The sequence below is a fragment of the Parapedobacter luteus genome (genome assembly GCF_900168055.1).
GTDB classification, from domain to species: Bacteria; Bacteroidota; Bacteroidia; order Sphingobacteriales; family Sphingobacteriaceae; genus Parapedobacter; species Parapedobacter luteus.
In genome coordinates, this window is sequence record NZ_FUYS01000014.1 from 63,543 (window position 1) to 87,798 (window position 24,256).

The window sequence follows — 24,256 nt, forward strand, 5'->3', positions numbered from 1 at the left end:
GGTTTGCCCGCAGGTTTTTGCAGTTGATGATGGATAACGACACCGGAATTATTGCAAATTTGTTCCGCGAGGAATTTTCCAAAATGGTCGCTGTGATTAGCAAACGGTACGGTTTGCAGCACATCGAAACCGCGGAAGACCTTGTCAGTGAAACGTTTGCAACAGCGGCTGAATCTTGGAAGGAGGGCGGGCTACCACCCAACCCCACTGCGTGGCTCTATACCGTTGCTAAACAAAAAACAATTCACTACTTCCGTAGGAACAGAATCTTAGCGGACAAAGTCATCCCCCAATGGGAAAGCAAGTTGGAAATGGCGGAAGAAATGGCTGAGGTAAATTTTTCTACGCAGCAAATAAAAGACAGCCAATTGCAAATGCTCTTTGTTGTTTGTAATCCAGCCATTGCCAGCGAAGCGCAAATAGGCTTAGCGTTGCGGATACTCTGTGGCTTCAGCATCGAGGAAATTGCCGAAGCGTTTTTTACCAACAAGGAGACTATCAATAAACGGTTATTCCGTGCAAGAGAGAGGTTGCGAGCGGAAAAAATCAAGATGGAGTTTCCGCCCAACAGCGAAATTAACACCCGTCTGGACAATGCGCTGCACATTATTTACCTGCTATTCAACGAGGGATACTATTCGAAAACCAAAAATCAGATTTTGCGGGAAGAATTATGCCATGAAGCCCTGCGATTGGGAGTCTTACTTATTGAGAATGAAAGCACCAACACACCTAAAACCAATGCGCTCATGGCGCTGATGTGCTTTCACGCTTCCCGGTTTAGTGCGCGGCAAACCAGCGAAGAGGATTTTGTACTGTATGAACAGCAGCATGCATGTAATTGGGACAAAAGTCTAATCCGCCAAGGAATGTATTTCCTCGGCCGGTCGGCCGCAGGTAACGAAATCACTTCCTACCATCTCGAAGCCAAAATAGCCTCCTGCCATTGCACTGGAACAGACACAAGGGAAAAATGGGAAGAGGTCCTGCAACTTTATAATCAATTGCTACTGATCAACTATTCGCCTGCCGTGGCACTCAATCGCACCTATGCCTTATACAAAGCTGACGGAAGAGAAACGGCATTGAAAGAAGCTAAGAAGCTCAAACTGGTAAACAGTCATTTTTATTTCGCCTTACTCGGCGAACTCTACAAAGGCGTCGGCGATAAAAAGGCTATTGAAAATCTTCGACGCGCATTTTCCCTTGCAAAAACGGAGACGGAAAGAAAAATTATTTTAAAACGAATGCAAACATGATGACAAAGCGAAACAAAATCCTTTATTGGATTGCCACCCTTTGGCTGGCGTTGGGAATGCTCTCAACAGGAATCGTGCAATTGATTAAAATGGACGAAGAAGTCGAAGCAATGAAACACTTGGGTTATCCGGACTATTTGCTGACTTTGCTTGGGACTTTGAAAATTCTTGGGGTGGCCGTAGTCCTTATCCCCAGATTTCCCTTATTGAAGGAATGGGCTTACGCAGGTTTTTTCTTTGCGATGTTGGGGGCTATATTTTCGCACGTCGCATCCGGTGATTCCATAATGGAACTATTTGGTCCCGTGTTATTGCTAACGCTGACCGCGCTGTCGTGGTATTTCAGACCGCCAGCCAGAAAAGTTTCTATTAACCATAAAATGAATTAACTTCGGTCACTTATGTACTGTCACCAGCAAAGACGACAAACAGCACAATAATGAAAAACGATCAAAAGGAATTATCACCTGGTCAGCGGGACGAGTTGCTCGGCATTTTAAAGGCACGTTTTGAGAAAAACAGGAACCGCCACGAAGGTCTTGAATGGGCCGATGTGCATACGAGGCTCGCAGCCAATGCTGAAAAGCTCTGGTCGCTCCATGAAATGGAAAAAACGGGAGGTGAGCCAGACGTCGTGGGCTATGATCAGAAGACGGACGAGTATATTTTCTATGATTGCTCAGCAGAAAGCCCCAAAGGCCGCCGAAGCGTTTGCTATGATCGAGAAGCATTGGAGGCAAGGAAAATGCATAAACCGGCAACGAGCGCTATGGATATGGCGGCCGCCATGGGTGTCGAACTTTTGACGGAAGAAGAGTACCGACAGTTGCAGCAACTCGGCGAGTTTGACTTAAAAACATCAAGCTGGGTCAAAACACCGGCCGATATCCGAAGACGCGGCGGGGCAATCTTTTGCGATCGCCGCTTCGGCCGTGTCTTCGTATATCATAATGGCGCCGACTCCTATTACGGTGTCAGAGGGTTTCGTGGCGCACTGCGGGTTTAGTGTCCAAGGTGAGGCGGCATGTTATTTTCCTTTTCTTGGCTACGATACATCCAGTAAAACAGCTGAGGAAGTACGGTAAATGAAAGCAGCATACAAACCAGAAGCCCTCCTACAATCATAATGGCCAAGGGTTTTTGAATCTCCGATCCCATACCCGTGGAAAGAGCAGCAGGCAGTAAGCCCATCGATCCCATTAAGGCGATCATGACGATAGGGCGTATGCGGCTGTCCACACCCTGACGGATTGCTTCAGCCAGCGGCAACTTTCTACGCAGCAAATTTTCCTTCATCACCGCAATGAGGATGATGGCGTTGATGGTATTGACGCCGAATAAGATGATGAATCCAATGCCCGCCGATATGCCAAATACCGTACCGGTGATCCACAGCGACAGAAACCCGCCAATGAAGGCAAAAGGGATGGCACCTACGGCCACCAAGGTATCTTTATAGTTGCCGAAGTTAAAGTACAGCAAAAAGAGGATAAGCACCAGCACCACCGGCACAACCACTGCCAATTGGCGAGTTGCCCGCTCCTTGCTCTCAAATTCGCCTGCCCATTCAATCTTGTTTGTCTTCGGGAGATTTACTTCTGCCGCCACGCGATGTTGGGCTTCAGCGATGGTGCTTCCCAAATCGCGCCCCTCAATGCTGAAACCTACGCCGATATAACGGCTGCTGCCTTCCCGATAGATGAAAGCGGGGCCGGTATGAAAACCAATGGTAGCTATCTCACGTAAAGGGACGGACTTGCCATCCATCGTAGGAATCAAAATGTTGCCTATCTTTTCCTCATCATCACGATATTCACGCTGGAAGCGGAGCCGCACATCAAATATCCGTTCGTTTTCGTAGAATTGTGTAGCTGCCTGCCCGCCAATGGCCATCGCCACCACAGCCTGTACATCAGCGGTATTAACGGCATAGCGAGCCATCTTATGGTCATGCAGTTGAATACGCAATTCTGGCAGCCCGATATTCTTGTATACTTTTAGGTCCGTGATGCCCGGGACGGTACTAAGCACCCTTTCGACCTGACCGGCGTAGTCTTCCAGTTGATAGAGATCTTCGCCGAAAATCTTGACGACCAACGAGCTTTTTACGCCAGCTACATATTCTTCCACATTGTCTTGGATGGGCTGGCTGAATCCAAAGTTAATGCCTGGGTAGGACTCCAACTCCTTACGCATTTCGCCAAGCAGTTGTTCTTTGCTGATGCGCCGCTGCCATTCCCCTTCGGGATGGAGCTGGATGTGAAACTCAATGTTGAAGAATCCCGTTGGATCTGTACCGTCGTTAGGCCTGCCGGTCTGGCTCATCACGAACTTCACCTCATCAAATGTCCGCAGCTTTCGCCTCATTTCTTGGGCCAGGCGTACGGACTCATCCAAGTTGACGCTATTGGGCAGGGTAGCCCGCACATAGATGGCACCCTCGTTGAGATTGGGAATAAATTCCGAGCCATAGAATAAAAAGCGTACGATGCAGACGACCAAAAGCAGGGCAAACCCACACAGGGTAAGCCATCGCCGACGTTGGCTCCACGCAAACAGCCACGAGGCCCCGTGGTGAAATGCTTTGGAGATCAAGTTTTCCTTTTCCCGTATATTCTTGCGAAGTAGCGCCTTGCACATGGCCGGCACGTAGGTCAGACTGAGGATAAGCGAACCCAACAAGGCATACCCGAGCGTAAAGGCCAAGGGCGAGAACATTTTGCCTTCCACCTTCTGGAAGGAAAAGATCGGTAACAGGGCTACGATGAGAATGAGTTGCGCAAAAAACACATAAGTAGCCACACTCGCTACACTTTTCTTGATAATGCCCAGTTTGATGGAGCTATTGAACCGCTCCATACCAACCAGTTCGGCGCGCTTTTGCATCCCTACAAAGACGCTCTCTACAATGACCAGCGTACCTTCCAATAGGAGCCCGAAATCCAAAGCCCCCATCGAAATGAGGTTGGCAGGTAAGCCTTGAATACGCAACATAATGATGGCGAAGAGAAATGCCAAGGGGATAACGGAAGCCACAATGACCGTGGTGCGCCAATTGAAGAGAAAAATGAACACAATAACGGAGACCAACACAATGCCCTCAAGCAAATTTTTGCTCACCGTATTCACGGTAGCACCTACCAACTCCGTACGATCAATAAACGGCTCGATATGGACATTCACAGGCAGAATGCGCTCGTTGAGCTCGGTGATTTTTTCTTTCAATCGGGCGATAACGTCTCCGGGATTTTCACCCCGCAACATGATGACAATACCCTGCACCAAGTCGTCTTCGTCCTGCAAACCCACCTGTCCGAGCCGGGGCTTGGCCGATATTTCAACTTCGGCCACATGCTTTACCAAAATTGGCGTATTGCCCCGGACCGTGATAAGGATATTTTCAATATCCTCAACTTTGTCGAGTAGGCCAATACCCCGCACGACATAGGCTTGGTCGCCGCGTTGGATCACATCGCCTCCAACATTGATGTTGCTGTTGCTTACGGCTTCGTATACATCCAATGGCGACAGATCGTAATTGACCAACTCCGTGGGGTTGATTTTAACTTCGTAGATTTTTTCCTCCCCGCCGAAGCTGACAACGTCGGCCACACCAGGCACGGCCACCAGCTCCCGCTCAATGACCCAATCGTGTATTGCCGTGACTTCTTTAATGGGTAGTTCGCTCTTTACCACATAACGAAAAATCTCTCCCGTGGCGCCGGAAGGAGGCTCAATATCGGCCGCCGCCCCCTCAGGAAGATCAACACCCTGCAGGCGGTTAGAAGCATACTGCTGCGCATAGAAGTCGTCTACATCGTCCTCAAAAATGATCGTAACCACCGAAAGGCCAAATAGCGAAATGGAGCGTACTTCTGCCTTGCGGGGGATGGTGTTGACCTCCTTGGATATCGGCAGGGTAACGAATTTCTCAACTTCCTCGGCACTACGCCCCGGCCACTGCGTGATGATACGCGCTCGTGTATTGGTCACATCGGGATAAGCTTCGATGGGGGTATGCACAAGGCAATAGACTCCCACACCCAATAGCAAGGCGGTAAAGAAAAAGACAATAAATGTATTCTTGAGCGAGAAGGAGACGATACCTTGAACAAATTTCTTCATCCCTTAATCCTTTCATAGATAAGCAAATGGTTTTGGGAGACAACACGCTCACCTGCCTCGAGCCCTTCTTCCACGAAATACCACTGATTGTCGCGCGCTGCAAACGAAATCCGCCGCAATTGCAGATCGCAATCGCTGTTGTATACGACGGCGAAATACTGGTTGTCATCGAAGATGACCGCATCCGCAGACAGCGCTACCGCTGTACCGCGGTCCCGCCGCTCGACAGCAATGTCGGCAGACATGCCTGGTTTCAACTTCAAATCATCGTTGCGAATCACTATCCGGGCTTTGAGCACCCGCTCGTTGTTGTCAAACACTTGAGGAAGCGCTGATATGCGTCCGCGGAATACCTCTCCTGGGTAAGCCAGCGTTCGTATCTCGGCATCCATGTGATGCTGTACAAATTGCATGTCCGTGGCATAAACATTGGCAATGACCCATACTTCATCGAGCCCAGACACGGTAAACAGATTGTCCCCGTCGTTGATGGGCATACCAGGATTGATATTCTTTTCGACAACGTAGCCGCTGGCCGGCGAGCGAATTTCAAAAACGCCCTGCGCCGGATTGGGATGGAACAGCGCCAAATTAGCCTCAATGCTCGCAAGCTCAGCGTCCAGTTTCTCGAGAACCGACTTTGCTTGCATGAGATCCCGCTCAGCGGAAATATTATCGTCGTACATGCTGCGTGCGGCGGTGTATTCCCGTTCGGCCAATTGGCGCTGAGATTGTAGGCTTCTTTTTTCTGCGAGCATGGTATTAAGCTCGGGGCTTTTGATGGTCGCCAGCACCTGGCCCTGCTTCACGTAGTCGCCGAGGGAAAAATGGGTCTGCACAGCCACGCCCTCTATCCAACTGACGAATTGCACAACCTTATCGGGGTTATACGAGACTTCGCCGGTCAGTGTCACATGTTGCGTGATGGTACGCTCGTGCAGGGTATCCAGCACCAGTTCTTGGCGCAGGTTGTCGCTTAGACAGAAGCCTTCCGGCTTTTCTTCCACGAGTTGCATGCGTCGGCCGCAAGCCATCACGAGCAACAACATTATCCAACTGTATAGTTTTATGGTGTGTATCATGGTTATATTTTGTTTATCAAAGCAATTAGGGGAGCTGGTCGCCTACATGGTACCGTAAGGTTTCATATTGGGAAAGCAGTTCAGTATCGGTGTCTAAGAGGATATCCTTGGTAGCGAGGTAGGCTTCCAAAAAATCCAGGTATTCAAGCAGGCTGATGTGACGCTGCGCAAAACTGTTATGGTAGCCGGCCAGCAGCTTGCCCATATCCTCATCGTATTGCGCGCCTACATACTCCTTTCGCGCAATAATTGCCAACAGGTCCTTCCACGCTTGGATAGCCATGCCTGCCACTTCATTCTTTTTGTCTTCGGCGCGCAGACGGCTTTGTTCGAGCCTAGCTTGGGCGGCTTTGATATTACCTTGGTTACGATGAAAAAAGGGGATGTCTATCGATAAGCCCAGGCCAATGAAATCGCGCATGATATTTCCCCCGCGATCATAGCCGGCGCTTAATGTAAGATCCGGTACACGCTGGGCCCGCTCGTAGCTCAACTCATGCTCCGCAAAGGTTGCTCCCAATTCGATAGCGGCCAGCTCGGCACTATGGGCTTGTGCCCACTCCTGCACCGTGCCGGCATCCAACATCTGGATGGCAGCTGTGGGTATTTCCGGCAGGTGTTCATCTGCCAGTACCAGCATTCCCTGTTGCGGTATTCCCATCAATGTCTTCAACGACCGTTGTGCCACTCCGTTTTCTTTGCGGATGTCATCAATAACTTTCATGAGTTCCACTTCGGATGCCTTTAGTCTCATGTACTCACTGCGACTGACATTGCCCTGCGCCACTTGCCGCTCATAGCCGTTAAGTAACCGTCTTAGCTGGTTGAGTACTTCCTCGTACACCTTCATCCGCTGCTGCGTATTGTAAAGTTGGGCCAGCTGTGACCGGAATTCAACCTTGAGACTTCGCAACAAATCCTCAAAGTTCCGTTCGGCAATCGCTGCACCTGTCTCCTCGATAGCTATCATTTTCTTACGCTTGCCCGCAGTCTGGATGAGTTGTTCGATATCCACTGCCACCTGCGCATGGTTGCCCCACGTTCCAAATAGGCGACCGAGCGCCTCTGCACCAGCATTGGACCAGAGATTGATCTCGCCGATGGAGAGCGTTGGGTTGGGCCACAACTTGGCTTGTATTACCTTTGCTTTTGCTTCGTCGATCTCCAGTTTGCCCGCGAGTAATTGCAGGTTGCGCTGCAGAAAAACAGCCTCCGCTTCTGCACGGCTTATCACCAGCGTGTCAGCAGACGATTGTCCGCGAGCGTCCGCCGTAAGGCAGCATAAGGCTACCACAACCGAATACAAATAGGTTCTCATGCAATAGCGTCTCATGAGTGCTGTTCAGTCGGTTGGTCAGCCACGTCCTGACGGGGCGCTTCCTCCTGTCCCCGCTTAAACTCTCGTACACCCTGGCCAAGGCCTCGCATCAGTTCGGGGATTTTCTTACCGCCGAAGAGCAACAAACAGGCAAAAGTTATTAAAAGTAGCTCTTGCCCGCCGATGCCCATGATGCCCAACAACATGGTTTTTTCGTAAAACATAATCAGCATTTTGAGTTGCGACAAAAGTAAAACCGCAACATTAGAAATGCCTTAGAAAGGGGTTAAAGTTGACTAAAGCCCAATGTGACGGTAGTCCCTCGCCCAATCTCCGATGCCAGGGAAAACGAGACCCCGTTTTGTTTGCAGATAAGTACGGCAAGCGACAGCCCGATACCGCTCCCTTTCGTATTGCCCACATTGCTTCCTCGGTAGAATGGTTGATGCACGTGTTTCAATTCTTCGGGAGTGATGCCCGTTCCGTTATCTTGGACGGTGAGTTGTAACCATTTGTCCTGTTGGCTAAGCGTTACGACCACGGGATGGCCATTTGCATATTTAACGGCGTTGTCGATCAGATTGTATACCGCCATCTGCATTTGATTACCATTTCCCTTGGCCAACAGCTTGTCAGGGTTGGGCACCAAAACCTCCACACGCAGTAGCGGCTTGGCCTCCGGCCATTTATCGAAAATCCGATCCAATACATTCCATAATAGCTCATCGATGCGGTAAGCCGTGTTGTCTGCTGGATTGTTGCGTAGCCCGGCAAGTATCATGAGGTTGTTGAAGATGCGCTCCAATTGCGACACCTGCGCCAATACGGTCTGACTGACTTCTTTGTACTCGGCAGGGGAGCGATCTCTCTGGGCAAAAACCTCGAGATTTCCGGTGATGGAAGCCAGCGGGGTCTTGAATTCGTGTGAAACGTAGTTGATGAAATTTTTTTGGATCACAAATGTATCAGCCAAGCGGAGCAGTAATCCATTGAATGTGCTAACGAGTTCATGCAGCTCATCCTTGGTCTTTGGCAACGTCAATGCGGTTTCAAGATTGTCGGCCTGCAATTGGTTGACCTGATGGATGACGGCAGAAATGGGCCGGTAGGCTATCCGCGAAAGCCAATAGCTGAGCAGAAAAATAGTTAGCAGGCCTACTGCCAGCGCAATCCCCATCATGAGCAGTAATTGGTTGCTTTGCGACGCGAAAAAAACATTGCTTGTGGCAACGACCACAACGAAGTCGCCTTGGTTGTCGGGATAGTAGAGGCCGTAATAATAATACCCTCCCGTTTTGAACCGTACCCGCCCTTCATCCCGAATGCGTTGCAAAGCAGCCGGAACAACCTGTTCCATCGAGTGGCCATTGCCGTACCGGACCCGGTTTGTGCTGTCGTATACCTTCACATCCGTTTGTTGCATTTCGACTTCGAAATCTGTCCGTATGCGATTGTGCTCACGTGCCGATAATTCGTCCTCTTCCAGATAAAACATGGCCGACAGTAATCCGGTCTTCTGCAGCTCACTGAAGATAATACGTTCGGAGGAGACATGGAAGGTGTAATAAACCGCAAAGGCCGCAAGTGTAAACACCACCCCAAAGGTAAGCGATGAAATGAGCGTGAGCCGGTTACGAATGGTCATACGGTATGGTTTATAAAGGTTCTTTCCAAAGATATCCAGTACCTTTGATTGTGTGAATGAATTTTACACCCCCGCGCTCTATTTTTGCACGCAAGTACGAAATGTACACGTCTACCACGTTGGTACTGTTGTCATAGTCTATTCCCCATACCGCATGCAGTAGCTGCGCACGTGGCAACACCCGGCCCGGATGCTCGAGGAAGTAAAGCAACAGTTTATATTCTTTGGGAGACAATTCAACCCGATCTTCGCCCAACCGAACGGCGTGCTCGGCTGTATTGACGGTGAGTGAGCCGCTACGATATACCTTACTGTCTGACTGGTGGGCCAATTTGGATCGCCTAACCAAGGCGTTGATACGAGAAAGCAGCTCCTTGAAGTGGAAAGGCTTCACCAAATAATCGTCGGCTCCGCTGTCCAATGCGTTGACTTTGTCATCGGGGCCATCCAATGCGCTTATCACCAGGATGGGAGTCTGATTGCGCCGATAGCGGATAAGCTTGGTGAGCTGCACGCCGTCTATACCGGGTAACATGATATCCATCAGGATCACGTCCCAATCGTGCGTGTTTACCAGCTCCCGGGCGGCTTCTGCTGAGGTAGCCAGCGCAGTGCTGTACCCTACTTCTTCCAATCCCTTCACCACAAAATCGCTAATGCGGCTATCGTCTTCAATGAGCAGAATATTCATTATGGCCAAAGTTAGCGTTCGGGATGACCAAATCCAATTTTGGCCGTGTATATTTGTTGTATGAACGACTTTCATATCGACAAACAAACCCTCGCCGATTTACAATTGTTCAACGAGGGGCGGGCAGCGTATTCGGATGTTTTAACCAAACCGTGACTTATGGCGGCGAGGACGCATTGCGCAGCTTGTTCCGTAAGCCACTTGCAGACCGCAGCCAGCTCCAAGCACGTATGGCAACCATCAGGTTCTTGATGGACAACTTGGAAAAGCTCACACTGGACAAGACAACAATAGATTTCGTAGATTACTACCTAAAACGTCCCGATCGGCCCATATCTTTTTCGGCATCCCTACCAATATAGAGGGGGATCCCCGTGTTTGATTACCGTCTACGCGAAGGAATTACAGACGATCGCATCGGGCTGTGGATATTAGAGAATGAGGGCGTGTTTGCCCTTTTGGAAACGAACCGCACTAGATGACAGCTTTTCGTCCCATCACTGGTACTGAATATAAATCGGCTTGGGTACCAAGGCCAGGACCTCTTCGGTAGTCATCATTCGATGGGGCGGCCTAATCAGATCATTTTTATAAAAAAATTTAAACCCTGTAAACTGTACCGGCTCTCGGTAGATATAGCTTTGATAAGTGTGTTTCTTAAGCGCGGGAGCGCCCCACCCATCCATGTCGATGACCAATTGCACCTCGGGCTGCAACTTGATCTGCTGATAGTCCCGGATCATCCCCTGCGTAAAGCGGTGTATAACAAGCACTTTCGGCGGCAGTCCGTGTGCACGGGCCAGCTCAGCCAGGTGCCGCACAGCAAAGTTGATATCAGCTGATGTGAAGTGGCCTATGCGCTTTCCGGGAGGCAAATCGTCTTTCATTGAAAACTCCGGATCAATTCCCAGGTGTACATGAGGCATCCGGAGAAATGTATCCAGCCGGGGAACCTCATCAGCCAAGGTACTGAAACCGACCTGAATATCCAAAAACACCAGAGCATCTCGCTTTTCGGCGATACGAAGTACGGAATCGATCTGGCTAAAAGGCATGCGTGACCGATATTTCCCATCCCTGCCCGCGCTACCTTGTGCGGTTACAGCAATATAGTGAAGCGCAGGAATAGCCTCCGTTGCTGGATCAGCTTCATTCCACCGCGCCACTTCGCTGTCGAGTTTACCCAGCATCTCATCCGGCGGAAGCTCGCCCAGAATGCCCATCCTGCTGGAATACAAATTGCCATAAAACGCCACAATGCGTTTGTGGGGCAAGATAGCACCCCGTGAAGGTAAAGGTTGAGCAGCGACGGGCCAACGGCCTGTAGAATCGCCATTGGCTAATTCGTGCAGTACCACATGATAGGCCGCCGAGTCGACGGCCGTGTACTTGTACTGCCCTGAAGACGCGGTATCAACGGCGTCAACCGCATAGGCCGACAGGGTGTCTGCGGCATATGCGCTACCACCAACCATAGCCCCGCTGTTGCTGACGGACTGGCACGTCGATAACAGTAGCGCTAAGACCAACGCACTAAAAAGTCTGATTGTCATCTTATCCATTGCCACAAATAAACACAAAACGGCGGCTTGTTTGATACCTTGAGGCAAAATAATCCGAAAGCGCACCCATGGCGAGATGACGGTCATTACAGAAACCGAACTTTTGTACTAAACATGCTCAACAAATTGTATCTTGGGCAAGTTTAAAACCGTTAAGTATACGTTGGACGAAAGGCGTCAATGGGGTATTTATGAGCAGAGCATGCAGCAGTGTTATGATAATGAAGGCATGGCTGGCAGTGATGGGAGTGGTCATTTCCCTATCCATCGCGTTGGCTCAAACAACCGTCAACGGAACAGTAACCGATGAATCGACAGGAGCCCCTATCACCGGGGTCACAATATCGCTGGTCAACTCTCCTACGGGCACTTCAACTGACAGTACGGGTCGCTACAGGCTGCAACTTAACACGCCGGCAACAGCTATCCGATTCAGCGCGCTGGGGTATAAGACCATTGTCAAACAACTCATTCCAGGAGTATCGCAAACCATCGATGCCGCGCTGGAAGAAGATGCGCAGCATCTCGATGAAGTAGTAGTAAGCGGCAAAGGGCGCTACCGTAATCGCAATAATCCAGCTGTTGATCTCATTCGACAAGTAATTGCGCATAAGCGCGTAAATCGCCTGTCGCGATTTGACTATGTATCCTTTGATGCGTACGAAAAAATCATGATGGCGGTAAGCGATCTACCGAAGTCGATTACCAATAATGCGCTTACCCGGGGATACCGGTTTGCTTTTGAAAATGTAGACACCACATTGGTCCCCGGTCGTTCCCTACTACCCATATACCTTGAGGAAAGCTTATCACAGCGTTATGAACGATTGCACCCACAAGCTACAAAAACCATTGTAACCGCTCATAAAAAGACCGAACTCGACCAACGATATGTCAACAACCAAAATATTGAGACCTACTTCAAATTTATCCATACCGATATTGATATTTACGAAAATAATATCCTAATCCTGAACAAGCCGTTTCTTGGCCCTACGGCGGATGCCGCGCCATTGTTCTATAAATTCTTCATTACCGACACGATCTCCAACGCCGAAGGCCAGTTTGTGGAACTCACGTTCGTACCTCGCAACAAGGAGGACCGCCTATTTTCAGGCAAATTGCAAGTAACGCTCGACGGTAACTTTGGAATACGCCGCGCTGACATCTGGATAGATCATCACGCCAACCTCAACTGGGTAAACCAAATTGAAATATCCTTACGCTTTAATCGCCACCACAATGGCATTTACCTGTTGGCTTATAGCGATGTGCAAATAAATTTCGGGTTGTTTGAAGGTAAGCGCGGTGCGTTCGGCCAACGCACACTGGCTTATGATAATTATGATACAGAAACGACTATTCCCCCAAGCACCTTTAGTGGCCAGCAATGGGTAAAAGCCGGTGATGCGGAGCACAAGACGGAAAGCGAATGGCAGAACATGCGCCCAATTCAATTGACGGAGGTGGAGGGCAAGACATACGCCAACATCGATAGCCTTCAACATAACAAGGCTTTCCGCAAGACATTGAAAGTGGGATATCTCGTCTCCCAGAGCTTTCTCTATGCGGGGCCGATAGAGTTTGGGCCATTGGAATATTCATACAGCCACAACGACCTTGAAGGCAGCCGGGTGAGGTTGAGTGGCCGAACGACCAGGCAATTTTCCGAGAAACTGTATGGCGAGGCCTACACGGCTTACGGATTTCGCGACAACCGAATAAAGGTGTTTGGAGCCGTTGCTCAGACACTTAATGGCCGTCGCGTAGGCGAATATCCGGCTCACTACCTGCAGGCGACATATCACCAGGATGCGCGAGAACCCGGCCAGTTGCTCGGATTCCGCAACGGCGATAGCTTCACCCGCTCCTTTCGCAGCGGTGAACAGCGCAACTGGTTGTATCATCACGCCTTCCGGTTCAACCACGTTATCGAATTTGGCAACCATGTGATGCTGCAAACGTTCATTGCTACACAACGGCAGTCCCCCGCCGCACAGCTGCATTTCGTCACCGCAGGCGCTTCTGCCGATACCCTTAATGCACTGCGGACATCAGAACTCGGCGTTGATCTACGCTGGGCTCCGAATGAAGAGTTTTTCCAACGCAATTTGGAACGCACGCCGATAGTTAACGAATATCCAGTGTTCAATCTACGGTATAATATGGGATTGAGGGGCATTTTCGGCGGCGAATATCCTTACCATGCGCTACGATTGAATGTCTTCAAACGGGTGTTCCTTTCCCAGTTGGGCCTCGCCGATATAAACGTAGGCACCGGATATATTTTCGGAACGGTACCTTATCCACTGCTGGACATCCCCAATGCCAACCAGACCTACGTATTGACGCCGGATGCCTATAGCCTGATGAACAACCTCGAATTCGTAAGCGACCAATACATCAAACTGAACATCGAACACCGCCTGCATGGATTCATCCTCAACAAAATCCCATTGCTGAAAAAGACAAAAATGCGGGAGTTAGCAGGGTTTAAGCTCCTATATGGCAACGTGCGACCGGAAAATCACCCGCAAAACAACCCCGATGTCTTCTTACTACCGACAGATGGCCAGGGTCGCGCCACAACCTTTGTACTGACGAGGAAACCCTATATGGAAGCCAGCGTCGGTCTGGAAAACATCTTAAACATACTTCGGCTAGAATATGTCCGGAGATTGTCGTACCTTGACCATCCCGATATCGATAAAGGCGGGGTACGCTTCAGTGTGAAAGTAGATTTTTAGTTTACGTCAAACGTCTAACTGCAAAGGCTATGAAATACCAAAACTTATTGGTCCACGACGAAAGCCAGATACGGCATATCGTCATCAATCGAGTTGAGAAATTGAATGCATTGAATAAACCAACGCTTGCAGCGTTACATGAAGCAGTTAAGGATGCGTTGGCTGAGCCCAACGTGCGGGGAATCATTCTTACCGGAGCCGGCGATAAGGCCTTCGTGGCTGGAGCAGACATTGTGGAATTCGCAACTTTCAATGCGGTGCAGGGGCGCGAGTTGGCTCAGGAGGGGCAAACAAACGTATTTGACATCATACACCATGCCAGTAAACCCATCGTAGCCGCCATCAACGGCTACGCGTTAGGCGGCGGCCTTGAACTGGCGTTGGCTTGCCACATTCGCCTCGCAACCACTTACGCCAAGCTGGGATTGCCTGAAGTTTCGCTGGGCTTGATTCCTGGCTACGGCGGTACGCAACGTCTTACCCAGTTGGTAGGGCGGGGAAAAGCCATGGAAATCATCCTTACCGGAGATATGATATCCGCTGATGAAGCATTGCGGGCGGGTCTGGTCAATTATGTGGTCGAACCTGCCGATCTACTTCCCAAGGCCACCCATATGCTTCAGCGCATTGCCTCGCGCTCGCCGAATGCGATTGCCGCGGCCATCCGGGCCGTTAATGCCGGTCTCCCACAACACGGGTTCGAAACGGAGATCAAGGAATTCGGCAAGTGCTTTGATACGCCGGACTTCAAGGAAGGGGTGTCTGCGTTTTTGGAGAAGCGAAAACCAAACTTCTAATAGGGCGTTATTTGGGTATTGTTATCAATTTGATGTATGTCCTATACTGTATTCAATCAGAAAGAGCGGAATACCGTTATCCTTGTACTTCTAATCGTATTGGGGGCAATTATCCTATACGCCGTAAGGGATATCTTTGGGGCACTACTCGGCACCATGGTCATGTACACGATATTCAGGCCACTTAACAGGTGGCTGGTGGAGCGGCTGAAATGGCGTCGGCCGCTCGCCGCGTTGATCATCATCGTTATTTCTTTTCTCATTATTGTATTGCCTTTTATGGGGATTGGCGCCATGCTAACCAATAAGATAGTTAGCTTGGTCAAAAATCCTGAATGGATTGAAAATATCGCAAACACCATCAATGAGTTTGCTGGCGACAAATTAGGCAAACCGGATCTGCTCCAGGAGCAACTGGAGCGAAGCGCTTCCTACTTGGGGAGCCTTGTTACTTCGCTGCTCACTGGTGCTGCAGGCCTTTTCCTGGACATCGCCGTGATGTATTTCCTGTTGTATTTTATCTTTGTCAATTTCAGGAGTTTCGAACGGGGGCTCCTTCGTTATTCGCCCTTCAACGTTGAAAATGCGGTCCGATTTGGCCACGAACTACGCAACATTACATACTCCAATGTATTGGGCCAGACCCTTATTGCACTGGTGCAAGGAAGCTGCCTCACCCTTGGTTTTTGGATATTCGGTTTTGATGATGCACTGTTCTGGGGGGTAATATGCGCCATTCTCTCGTTTGTCCCCCTACTCGGACCACCACTTATCTTCGTGCCTGCCGCCATCATTGCCTTCACCCAAGGCAACAACGTAAGCGCAATTGGGTTGCTAGTGTATGGATTTGTTATTGTCATCAACATCGACAACCTTTTGCGTCTGTTGATAGCCAAGAAAGTAGGCGATATCCATCCCATTATTACCGTGGTTGGCGTCATTATCGGCTTGCCGCTATTTGGTGTAATGGGTTTGGTATATGGTCCACTTCTCCTGTCGTATTTCCTCATTACTGTGCGTATTTATGAGGCGAGTAAGAAAGAAATCGCCTTAGGTAAAGAAATTGTCGTGAAAGACCCGCGGCCTCCACGTAGCTAAATTTTTTTAATTGCTCGGGCAACCCTATCTTTGGTGCTATATCCCAACAACGACTATGCGCAACACCACCCTCTTATTCTTGCTGACGTGTATTTGTCATATTAGCTTTGCCCAAGGCCCGGCCCACTACCTGTCGGACGGCGATACCATTAAACTAACACCTGCCGGAGCGTCACATCTTGCTCAATTGCCTCTGGCTTGCATGCAGCAGGCCTATCCTTATAAAACAGGAGTTGTTTTTACCGATACTACGCTTATCCAAGAGCCCATGCAGTATCATCCGGCGTTCTATGGGTGCTTCGACTGGCATAGCAGTGTACATGGCCATTGGATGCTGGTTCGGTTGCTGAAATTGTTCCCCGACCTGCCGGAAGCCTCCTCGATAAGGCATAAACTTGCAGAAAACCTTTCAGCGACAAATATTGCAAAGGAAGTGGCGCTTTTCGAGGGACTCAATAAAAGCTTCGAACGGACGTATGGCTGGGCATGGCTGCTCCAGCTTCAAACGGAACTCCTGTCATGGGAAGATTCGCTTGGTAAACAATTGAGTCGAAACCTCCAACCGCTAGCCAACGTGCTGGCCCAGTCATATAAGGAATACCTGCCCAAAATGAACTATGCTATTCGCGTGGGCGAACATTCCAACCTTGCCTTTGGACTCAGGCTTGCCTATGACTACGCCGCCGAAATGGGTGATGCAGGACTTCAGGACGTCATTCATCAGACGGCAATGCGTTTCTACGCGAAAGATAAAGGCTGCCCACTTAACTGGGAACCCGGCGGCGCAGACTTCCTGAGTCCTTGTCTCGAAGAGGCAGACTTGATGTGGCGCATATTGCCCGCCGCCGAATACCGTAAGTGGTTGAAAGATTTCCTTCCTCAGCTGTCAAAAAAATCGTTCGACCTTGAACCGGGTACAGTAAGTGACCGTACCGATGGCAAGCTCGTACACCTTGACGGTTTAAACCTCAGCCGCGCATGGTGTTTGTATGGCATCGCCCGCCATTCGGGCAAAAACGAACAACGCCTGACAGCACTGGCCAAGGCGCATATGGAAGTTGCCTTGCCCCATGTCGCCAGTGGCGACTACATGGGCGAACATTGGCTGGCTTCCTTTGCTGTATACGCACTTACCGCTCAACATAATCTTTAAATACTCGTTTTTGATTCATGCAGGTTTCACTCAATCAGCAACGCATTTTGGTTACCGGCGCTTCGCGAGGGATAGGTGCAGCCATCGCAAGCCAACTGTCCCAAGCGGGAGCAAACGTTTTACTGCACTATCATAAAAACAAGATAGCCGCCCAACGATTAAAGGACAATCTGCCCGGCGATGCTGCTTTGGTGCCATGCGACCTATCCGACCTTGAGGCCGTGAAAGGATGGATCCCTAGGCTGGTAGATATGTACGGCCGGATCGACGCCATTGTCAATAACGCGGGCATCGCGCTGTCCGTTCCTGACGATTGTCCCACGGACGAGTGGTTGGCAGCGTGGCACCAAACAATCAACATCAACCTCAATGCCTTAGCCATCATCTGTAAGGAGTTTGTCGAGCATGCAAGGACCAGTAAGAATGGTCGAATCATCAATATCTCCTCCCGTGCGGCATTCCGCGGCGATACTCCGGACTACCTGGCTTATGCCGCATCAAAGTCTGCGATTGTTGGTTTCACACGCTCACTCGCCCGATACTATGGCAAGGAAGGCATCAAAGCGTTTATTGTAGCGCCCGGCTTTACCCGCACGGATATGGCACAAGACTTCATGAACCAATATGGCGAGGATTATGCACTGAACGATATCGCATTGCCCCATCTCACGAAACCTGGCGATATTGCACCAATGGTGACATTACTGTGCTCGGGATTGGCAGACCATGCCACCGGCGCAACAATTGATATCAATGCTGGCTCGTATGTTCACTAAACCGACAGCACCCCCGGTTTACCGCCAATCGATTAATTGGGAATAACCACAACGGCAACGCTCATTTTTGTTGAATATGTGTTCGCGAATGCGAAGCATTTTATCTAAGTTTGCCGTCTTATGAGCAAACAGGACGATTTCTTCAAAAACGTAATTTCACACGCCAAGGAATACGGATTTGTGTTCCCTTCAAGCGAAATATATGATGGCCTGAGCGCCGTGTATGACTACGGGCAGTTGGGCGCTGAACTCAAAAACAACCTGAAAACCTATTGGTGGAAATCCATGGTGCAACTCCATGAAAACATAGTGGGTATTGACGCCGCCATTTTCATGCATCCCACGACGTGGAAGGCTTCCGGGCATGTAGACGGCTTTAACGACCCCATGATAGACAATAAGGACTCGAAGAAGCGTTACCGGGCCGACCAGCTTATCGAAGACAAAATTGCGCGCTATGAAGCGGATGGCAAAAAAGAAGAAGCCCAACAACTACAGGCCGGCCTCGACGCTGCGCTGAACGCCGACGACCTACCTACGCTCAAAGCACTTATCGAAGCACATCATATAGTCTGCCCGTTGTCAGGCACCAAAAACTGGACAGATGTACGGCAGTTCAATCTCATGTTCTCCACCCAAATGGGTGCATCGGCTGAAGATGCTGAAACGGTGTATTTGCGGCCGGAAACCGCTCAGGGGATCTTCGTCAATTTCCTGAACGTACAAAAAAGCGGCCGGATGAAAGTTCCTTTCGGAATTGCGCAGATTGGCAAAGCGTTTCGCAACGAGGTTATTGCCCGCCAATTTATCATGCGCATGCGCGAGTTTGAGCAAATGGAAATGCAATTTTTTGTGCGGCCCGGCACAGAGCTCGATTGGTACAATCAATGGAAAGAAACCCGCCTGAAATGGCATCTCGCTATTGGCGGCAATCCAGCAAAATACCGCTACCATGATCATGTCAAGCTCGCCCACTATGCCAATGCTGCGGTGGATATCGAATACGAATTTCCGTTTGGTTTCAAAGAGGTAGAGGGCATCCACTCACGGACCGACTTTGACCTTAGCCAACACCAAAAATATTCGGGTAAGAAGCTGCAATATTTTGACCCCGAAATCAATCAGAATTACGTGCCTTACGTGATCGAAACGTCCATCGGCTTGGATCGATTATTTCTGACTGTGCTGTGCAATGCCTTTGAAGAGCAGGATTTAAGTACTGCCGATAAGCAGGATTCTCGTTCGGTATTGCACTTCCATCCAACCTTGGCACCAGTAAAAGCCGCCGTACTTCCACTGACCAAGAAGGATGGTCTGCCCGACAAGGCTCGGGAAATTCTCAACAGGCTCAAAATTGATTATAACGTACAGTATGATGAGAAAGATTCCATCGGCAAGCGCTATAGGCGACAAGACGCCATCGGTACCCCCTTCTGCATTACGGTCGATTATCAATCATTGGAAGACGACACCGTGACGCTCCGCCACCGTGATAGTATGGAGCAGGAGCGCGTGGCTACGGCCGATTTGGAGAAAATCGTTGGCGATCTTGTTGGTTGGAAAAACCTGCTGGGCAACCTATAAAGCCATCGGTCGTTCATCCACCGGTAGATGTTATCCGGCCATTTACCATAACGTCTACCGGCTTACCGGAAGGGGAGTGAATACGATAATCTACCACTTTCCCGTCCTTCCACGTAATATCCACCGTATAATTGCCGCGTGCCTTCAACCCTTTCACTTCGCCCGTAGCCCACGCAGGCGGTAATGCCGGCAGAAGGTGGATAAATCCGGCATGACTCTGCAACAACATCTCAGCAATCCCCGCCGTACCACCGAAATTGCCATCAATCTGAAATGGAGGATGTGCGCAAAATAAGTTGGGATAGGTTCCGGCGCGAGCTCCGCTGTAATCCGTCTCCTCACCAAACGCCGGCCGTAGCAACTGCCGCAAGATCTCCAAGGCATGATCGCCATCCTGCAATCTCGCCCAAAACAAGATTTTCCAAGCCCGGCTCCATCCCGTTCCTTCGTCCCCCCTTACCAGTAAGGTCTTCCTTGCTGCCTCGGCCCACTCGGGCGTGGTCTGTGGAGAAATAAAGGCCGCTGGATACAGGCCATAAAGGTGAGAGACGTGACGATGCTGCGGCTCAGGCTCGTTATATTCTTCCAGCCACTCCATGACACGGCCATCACGGCCTATCCGTACGGGCGGTGGCAGGTTGGACACATTATTACGTAGGGTATCCACAAAAACGTCATCTACCCCTAATACTTCCGCTGCGGCAATCACGTTGCCGTACAGTTCGCGTACAATTTGATTATCAATCGTCGGCCCCATAACCACACTTGCCCGATTGCCATTCGGCATGATAAAAGCATTTTCTGGCGATACAGAAGGAGCTGTAACCAACCAGCCGTGCTGCGGCTCCCTGATGAGCGTGTGGTGATAAAAGCGAGCTGCATCCTTTAAAATCGGGAAAACATCGGCCAGATAGGCTGTATCCTTGGTAAAAAGATAGTGTTCCCAAAGGTGATTGCACAGCCAACCAGACGCGGTACTAGCCCCCCATGACGCCTGTTCGCCAGGAGCCGAATAACCCCATACGTTGGTCATCATATAGCATACCCACCCAGGCGCATCATAGTAAGCCTTAGCTGTGTTTGCTCCTTCTTGGGCAACGGCCTTAATCATATCAATAAAAGGCCCGTGCAATTCAGACAAATTACTCACCTCCACTGGCCAATGGTTCATCTGCGCGTTGATGTTAAGGTGGTAATCGCCATTCCAAGGCGTTTGCACCTGATGAGCCCACAACCCTTGAAGATTGGGCGGCAACAGGCCCGGACGGGTGCTGCTAATGCTTAAGTAACGCCCATATTGGAAATATAACGCAGCAAAGGCATTGTCACTTGCCGGATTTTCAAAAAAACGTTTTAGGCGCTCATCGGTAGGAATATCAGCGGCGACTCCACCAGCTAACGTTAAAGACACCCTATCAAACAACTGCCGAAATGCAGCGACGTGACTTTCCTTCAGCGTATTATAAGGTTGTACCATTGCTGTAGCCAAAAGAGCGGCCGACTGTGAGGCAAACGAATTGTCCCTGAAATCTGTTGCGGCCGAAAAATACAGTGTGGCTTCGTCAGCTCCAACCACCCGCAGCGCATTGCCTTCCCTGACCAATCTGCCTCCCTCATGTTGGATGCGTATACGGGCAAGATATTGCATGCCCTGCCGTCCGTAGCCATCATTCAACACTCCAGAAAGCCGCAATTCATTATCTATCACCGTGGTTGTGCCCCGTTCTTCCCGGGCCAAGGTTACCGAAAAGTCCAAGGCCTGCGGCTGATCTGCTGTAAGCCGGATGATCCCGACATCGCCTTCAAATGCGGTAAAATACTCCCGCTGAAAACCGACGTCTGCCACTTGGTACATGGTAGCAGCAACAGCCGTCGTGATATCCAGTTGTCTGCGGTAGCCTTGGACTTCCCCTTTTCCATGGTGATATTGGATAAGCAGTTCGCCGAGCGTCTGAAAGCATCCAAATGGCACATTGGCCCCATTGCCATGGCCACTGCCAGCCCCCTCACACACAAAGTTCGCGTTTACCAGCTTTTCGGCTTCATCATTTCGACCTTGCAATAATAGTTTTTGAATATCACCCACACGCTTATGTGCTTCGTAATTGTTTGCATCCTGCGGGCTACCAGACCAGAGCGTGATTTCGTTCAACACTATCTTTTCAGCGCTCACGCCGCCATCGGGCATCATACCCAAACGGCCATTACCCAATGGCAGGCTTTCCTCCCAACGGCAAGCAGGTTTATCGTACCACAGCTGCAACGGTTTTTCTTCTGCTGATAATACCGTGAAGGTGATAATACCGGCTAAAGCCAATCCGTATTTCTTCATATCAACAAGCGACTAATGGTTGTATACTTCAAACTCCGCAATTGACACCGCGGAACGGTTGTTGATTGCGTTGGCTACGGCTTCTACCGTAAGCCGAAAATAGCGGGCCCGCACCGGTTTGCCGAAATTTACATATTGCAAAATCGGATTGGCGACAATATTGGAAAATTCACCTTTTGAAGCGACTTCCCAATTGGTGCTGTCTGTACTGGCTTCAAACACGTAGCGGCTTATCAGCCCTTCCATATTTCCATCCTGTCGGGGGAGATAACCGATACCTGCAATGGTTTCTTGCCTACCCATATCTACGCTAATGGACTTAGGCAAGTCTACCTCGCTGGTCAGCCAAAACGTCTCCGGCTTACCGTCCACCGCCAGCAGCGGATCGCCTCCATGTAGCCCGCCCGCTACCATATTCCATCGCGAAGGGTCGATACGCTTATGCGCCGCCTCCTGCATGGCGAAGGTGACGTCCGCTTCCCTAAATAAACCAAAATCACTCAATGCCACGGCCACAGGTGCAAATAAGCGTAACCGCAGCCTTTCTGTGGTGATAAGCTCATCCAAATGAATAAGCCTGTTGGAGCCAACACTTGTTGCCATAGCCAACGGCCGCCAATTTCCATCTTGCCAGACATCCACCCACACACTATCCAAACGCTGTCCCAACTTGATATTTTCGCGTAGGCGAATGATATCAAAGGACGCTTCAGCTTCCAACTCGATGATAAGTTCGGGCTGGGTGACTTCATCGTCTGTAGCCCAGTAGCTATAACGGTCGTCATCCAACAGGTTGGCCGGCCCGAAATGTCCCTCCTGCCCCTTCCGTATATTGGACGCCTTTAATGATGCGTCCGAAGCCAGGTTTTCAGCGAAGGTTTTTGCCAGTTTTTCACCAAACCCCTTTAAAGAAGCAACATCGTTGGCATGCAACAACCCTTCGGTGTTAGGAGCCAACCCGAGGTTGAAGGCTGCCCCACGGCCTACGCTTTTAAGGTAAAGGTCAAAAAGCTGATCCGGAGTCTTTACTTGGTGGTCCTGTTCAGGATGGTAAAACCATCCGGGGCGGTGCGGCACGTCACATTCCGCAGGAATCCAATACTTGCCATCGCGCTGCCCGCTTCCCAAGAATTGCTCATCGATATGGCCGGGAGCAGGTTTACTCCCATCAGGAGCTATGGGTGTAAAGGTGGCCCACGACGTTTCAGCTGCAATGCCTTTCTCATTGCCCACCCATCGCACGTCCGGCCCGATATCACTAAAAATCACCGCCGTAGGCTGTAGCTCACGTGTGATGGGCCAAGTTTTTTCTTCCCATTCATAGTAGGTCGACCGGTCAATTCGGCGCGTTTCATTAGCACCGCCGTAGTAGCCATCACCGCCGTTAGCACCGTCGTGCCAACTGATAAACAATGGTCCATAGTTGCTGTACAATTCACGCAATTGCTCACGATAAGCATCGGCATACTCGGCATCGCCATATTGGGGATGGTTGCGATCCCACGCCGATACATATACGCCAAACTGGAGATCTTGCTTGCGCGCCGCGTTCTCGAATGCTTTGACCATATCTCCGCGGCCGTCACGCCAAGGGCTATTAGCAATATTATAGTTAGTGGTTTTCGTAGGCCATAGGCAAAAACCGTCATGATGTTTGGCCACTGAAATCAATCCCTTAAATCCGCCGGCCTTTGCGGCCGCTGCGATTTGATTGGCATCGAAATCCCGCGGATTGAACAAGCTTGCCGGTGCATCACCGAAACCCCACTCTTTGTTTTGAAACGTAGTAGGAGTGAAATGGATAAGACAATACATTTCCATTTCATGCCAGTTTAGTTGGGCTTCCGTAGGTATGGGGCCGTAGGGCGTAGGTTCGTCTTTCATGCTGACAGCGGGCTGATCACATCCAACCAAGCCGATACTCAGTGCCACGCATAGTACCGTAAGCATTATAAAGTTGCGAGACATCATGCTAATAGTGGTTTGTTGTTTGAGGAGTAAAGATAACGCTTTCCACCGTAGTTCGCCGACCTTACAAAAATAATTTAATACAGCCCAACTAACCAGTTTAAATGCGCGGCGATTGA

At 50.1% G+C, this 24,256-nt stretch carries 18 protein-coding genes; 9 read left to right on the forward strand and 9 right to left on the reverse strand.

All coding sequences use genetic code 11. From position 1 onward, the window contains the following. The first annotated feature begins 26 nt into the window (after nucleotides 1-26). Genes B5X72_RS18955 through B5X72_RS18965 form a run of 3 tightly spaced genes read left to right on the forward strand, consistent with a single transcriptional unit; the run spans nucleotide 27 to nucleotide 2,265 of the window. Nucleotides 27-1,259 carry an RNA polymerase sigma factor gene (locus tag B5X72_RS18955; RefSeq protein ID WP_245827025.1) on the forward strand — a complete coding sequence of 411 codons (1,233 nt, stop codon included), beginning with the start codon at nucleotides 27-29 and terminating at the stop codon, nucleotides 1,257-1,259. Then, the gene (locus tag B5X72_RS18960; protein WP_233632761.1) at nucleotides 1,256-1,648 is read left to right on the forward strand and encodes a DoxX family protein; all 393 of its coding nucleotides are present in this window, start codon (nucleotides 1,256-1,258) and stop codon (nucleotides 1,646-1,648) included. The genes B5X72_RS18955 and B5X72_RS18960 overlap by 4 nt, the downstream gene beginning before the upstream one ends. 50 nt (nucleotides 1,649-1,698) lie before the next feature. Further along, on the forward strand, nucleotides 1,699-2,265 hold the full coding sequence (locus tag B5X72_RS18965; protein WP_079718504.1) for a DUF4256 domain-containing protein: 567 nt from the start codon (nucleotides 1,699-1,701) through the stop codon (nucleotides 2,263-2,265). Here B5X72_RS18965 and B5X72_RS18970 read toward each other — a convergent pair. The 7 genes from B5X72_RS18970 to B5X72_RS19005 all read right to left on the reverse strand — a co-directional run bounded on the left by B5X72_RS18970 (nucleotide 2,262) and on the right by B5X72_RS19005 (nucleotide 11,682). Then, a complete protein-coding gene (locus B5X72_RS18970) occupies nucleotides 2,262-5,384 on the reverse strand; it encodes an efflux RND transporter permease subunit (RefSeq protein WP_079718505.1) in 3,123 nt (1,040 codons plus the stop codon). The genes B5X72_RS18965 and B5X72_RS18970 overlap by 4 nt on opposite strands. After that, nucleotides 5,381-6,466 (reverse strand): efflux RND transporter periplasmic adaptor subunit, encoded by a 1,086-nt coding sequence (locus B5X72_RS18975; protein ID WP_079718506.1) that lies wholly within the window; start codon nucleotides 6,464-6,466, stop codon nucleotides 5,381-5,383. Before B5X72_RS18975 ends, B5X72_RS18970 begins: the two co-directional genes overlap by 4 nt. Nucleotides 6,467-6,491: 25 nt before the next feature. Next, nucleotides 6,492-7,784 (reverse strand): TolC family protein, encoded by a 1,293-nt coding sequence (locus B5X72_RS18980; protein ID WP_176146267.1) that lies wholly within the window; start codon nucleotides 7,782-7,784, stop codon nucleotides 6,492-6,494. 11 nt (nucleotides 7,785-7,795) lie between these two features. After that, a complete protein-coding gene (locus B5X72_RS18985) occupies nucleotides 7,796-8,008 on the reverse strand; it encodes a Sec-independent protein translocase subunit TatA/TatB (protein WP_233632762.1) in 213 nt (70 codons plus the stop codon). A gap of 62 nt (nucleotides 8,009-8,070) precedes the next feature. Then, entirely contained in the window at nucleotides 8,071-9,429 is a 1,359-nt protein-coding gene (locus B5X72_RS18990; RefSeq protein ID WP_079718508.1) for a HAMP domain-containing sensor histidine kinase, read from the reverse strand. 10 nt (nucleotides 9,430-9,439) lie between these two features. Continuing rightward, nucleotides 9,440-10,120, reverse strand: coding sequence for a response regulator transcription factor (locus B5X72_RS18995; RefSeq protein WP_079718509.1), 681 nt, complete (start codon nucleotides 10,118-10,120; stop codon nucleotides 9,440-9,442). Between the two features lie 497 nt (nucleotides 10,121-10,617). Continuing rightward, entirely contained in the window at nucleotides 10,618-11,682 is a 1,065-nt protein-coding gene (locus tag B5X72_RS19005) for a hypothetical protein (protein ID WP_079718528.1), read from the reverse strand. Nucleotides 11,683-11,897: 215 nt separating this feature from the next. Here B5X72_RS19005 and B5X72_RS19010 point away from each other — a divergent pair, with 215 nt between their 5' ends. From B5X72_RS19010 to B5X72_RS19035, 6 genes are all read left to right on the forward strand, one after another. After that, nucleotides 11,898-14,429: a DUF5686 and carboxypeptidase-like regulatory domain-containing protein gene (locus B5X72_RS19010; RefSeq protein ID WP_176146269.1), complete on the forward strand. Its 2,532-nt coding sequence runs from the start codon at nucleotides 11,898-11,900 to the stop codon at nucleotides 14,427-14,429. Between the two features lie 29 nt (nucleotides 14,430-14,458). Beyond that, nucleotides 14,459-15,226: an enoyl-CoA hydratase/isomerase family protein gene (locus B5X72_RS19015; RefSeq protein WP_079718512.1), complete on the forward strand. Its 768-nt coding sequence runs from the start codon at nucleotides 14,459-14,461 to the stop codon at nucleotides 15,224-15,226. A 36-nt stretch (nucleotides 15,227-15,262) separates the two neighbouring features. Then, complete coding sequence (locus B5X72_RS19020; RefSeq protein WP_079718513.1) at nucleotides 15,263-16,324, forward strand: AI-2E family transporter; 1,062 nt, start codon at nucleotides 15,263-15,265, stop codon at nucleotides 16,322-16,324. A gap of 55 nt (nucleotides 16,325-16,379) precedes the next feature. Then, nucleotides 16,380-17,477 (forward strand): DUF2891 domain-containing protein, encoded by a 1,098-nt coding sequence (locus B5X72_RS19025; protein WP_079718514.1) that lies wholly within the window; start codon nucleotides 16,380-16,382, stop codon nucleotides 17,475-17,477. Between the two features lie 17 nt (nucleotides 17,478-17,494). After that, the gene (locus tag B5X72_RS19030; protein ID WP_079718515.1) at nucleotides 17,495-18,253 is read left to right on the forward strand and encodes an SDR family NAD(P)-dependent oxidoreductase; all 759 of its coding nucleotides are present in this window, start codon (nucleotides 17,495-17,497) and stop codon (nucleotides 18,251-18,253) included. Between the two features lie 120 nt (nucleotides 18,254-18,373). Further along, on the forward strand, nucleotides 18,374-19,837 hold the full coding sequence (locus B5X72_RS19035) for a glycine--tRNA ligase (protein WP_079718516.1): 1,464 nt from the start codon (nucleotides 18,374-18,376) through the stop codon (nucleotides 19,835-19,837). 13 nt (nucleotides 19,838-19,850) lie between these two features. On the opposite strand, the gene B5X72_RS20665 is transcribed toward B5X72_RS19035, so the two are convergent. After that, a complete protein-coding gene (locus B5X72_RS20665; protein WP_139378785.1) occupies nucleotides 19,851-22,169 on the reverse strand; it encodes a glycoside hydrolase family 95 protein in 2,319 nt (772 codons plus the stop codon). Nucleotides 22,170-22,181: 12 nt separating this feature from the next. Beyond that, nucleotides 22,182-24,119, reverse strand: coding sequence for an alpha-L-fucosidase (locus B5X72_RS20670; protein ID WP_245827026.1), 1,938 nt, complete (start codon nucleotides 24,117-24,119; stop codon nucleotides 22,182-22,184). Between the last annotated feature and the right edge of the window lie 137 nt (nucleotides 24,120-24,256).

Coding starts and splice junctions, on each gene's coding strand:
- B5X72_RS18955 (WP_245827025.1), top strand. CDS start 27: ATGATGGATAACGACACCGGAATTATTGCAAATTTGTTCCGCGAGGAA.
- B5X72_RS18960 (WP_233632761.1), top strand. CDS start 1,256: ATGATGACAAAGCGAAACAAAATCCTTTATTGGATTGCCACCCTTTGG.
- B5X72_RS18965 (WP_079718504.1), top strand. CDS start 1,699: ATGAAAAACGATCAAAAGGAATTATCACCTGGTCAGCGGGACGAGTTG.
- B5X72_RS18970 (WP_079718505.1), bottom strand. CDS start 5,384: ATGAAGAAATTTGTTCAAGGTATCGTCTCCTTCTCGCTCAAGAATACA.
- B5X72_RS18975 (WP_079718506.1), bottom strand. CDS start 6,466: ATGATACACACCATAAAACTATACAGTTGGATAATGTTGTTGCTCGTG.
- B5X72_RS18980 (WP_176146267.1), bottom strand. CDS start 7,784: ATGAGAACCTATTTGTATTCGGTTGTGGTAGCCTTATGCTGCCTTACG.
- B5X72_RS18985 (WP_233632762.1), bottom strand. CDS start 8,008: ATGTTTTACGAAAAAACCATGTTGTTGGGCATCATGGGCATCGGCGGG.
- B5X72_RS18990 (WP_079718508.1), bottom strand. CDS start 9,429: ATGACCATTCGTAACCGGCTCACGCTCATTTCATCGCTTACCTTTGGG.
- B5X72_RS18995 (WP_079718509.1), bottom strand. CDS start 10,120: ATGAATATTCTGCTCATTGAAGACGATAGCCGCATTAGCGATTTTGTG.
- B5X72_RS19005 (WP_079718528.1), bottom strand. CDS start 11,682: ATGGATAAGATGACAATCAGACTTTTTAGTGCGTTGGTCTTAGCGCTA.
- B5X72_RS19010 (WP_176146269.1), top strand. CDS start 11,898: ATGATAATGAAGGCATGGCTGGCAGTGATGGGAGTGGTCATTTCCCTA.
- B5X72_RS19015 (WP_079718512.1), top strand. CDS start 14,459: ATGAAATACCAAAACTTATTGGTCCACGACGAAAGCCAGATACGGCAT.
- B5X72_RS19020 (WP_079718513.1), top strand. CDS start 15,263: ATGTCCTATACTGTATTCAATCAGAAAGAGCGGAATACCGTTATCCTT.
- B5X72_RS19025 (WP_079718514.1), top strand. CDS start 16,380: ATGCGCAACACCACCCTCTTATTCTTGCTGACGTGTATTTGTCATATT.
- B5X72_RS19030 (WP_079718515.1), top strand. CDS start 17,495: ATGCAGGTTTCACTCAATCAGCAACGCATTTTGGTTACCGGCGCTTCG.
- B5X72_RS19035 (WP_079718516.1), top strand. CDS start 18,374: ATGAGCAAACAGGACGATTTCTTCAAAAACGTAATTTCACACGCCAAG.
- B5X72_RS20665 (WP_139378785.1), bottom strand. CDS start 22,169: ATGAAGAAATACGGATTGGCTTTAGCCGGTATTATCACCTTCACGGTA.
- B5X72_RS20670 (WP_245827026.1), bottom strand. CDS start 24,119: ATGCTTACGGTACTATGCGTGGCACTGAGTATCGGCTTGGTTGGATGT.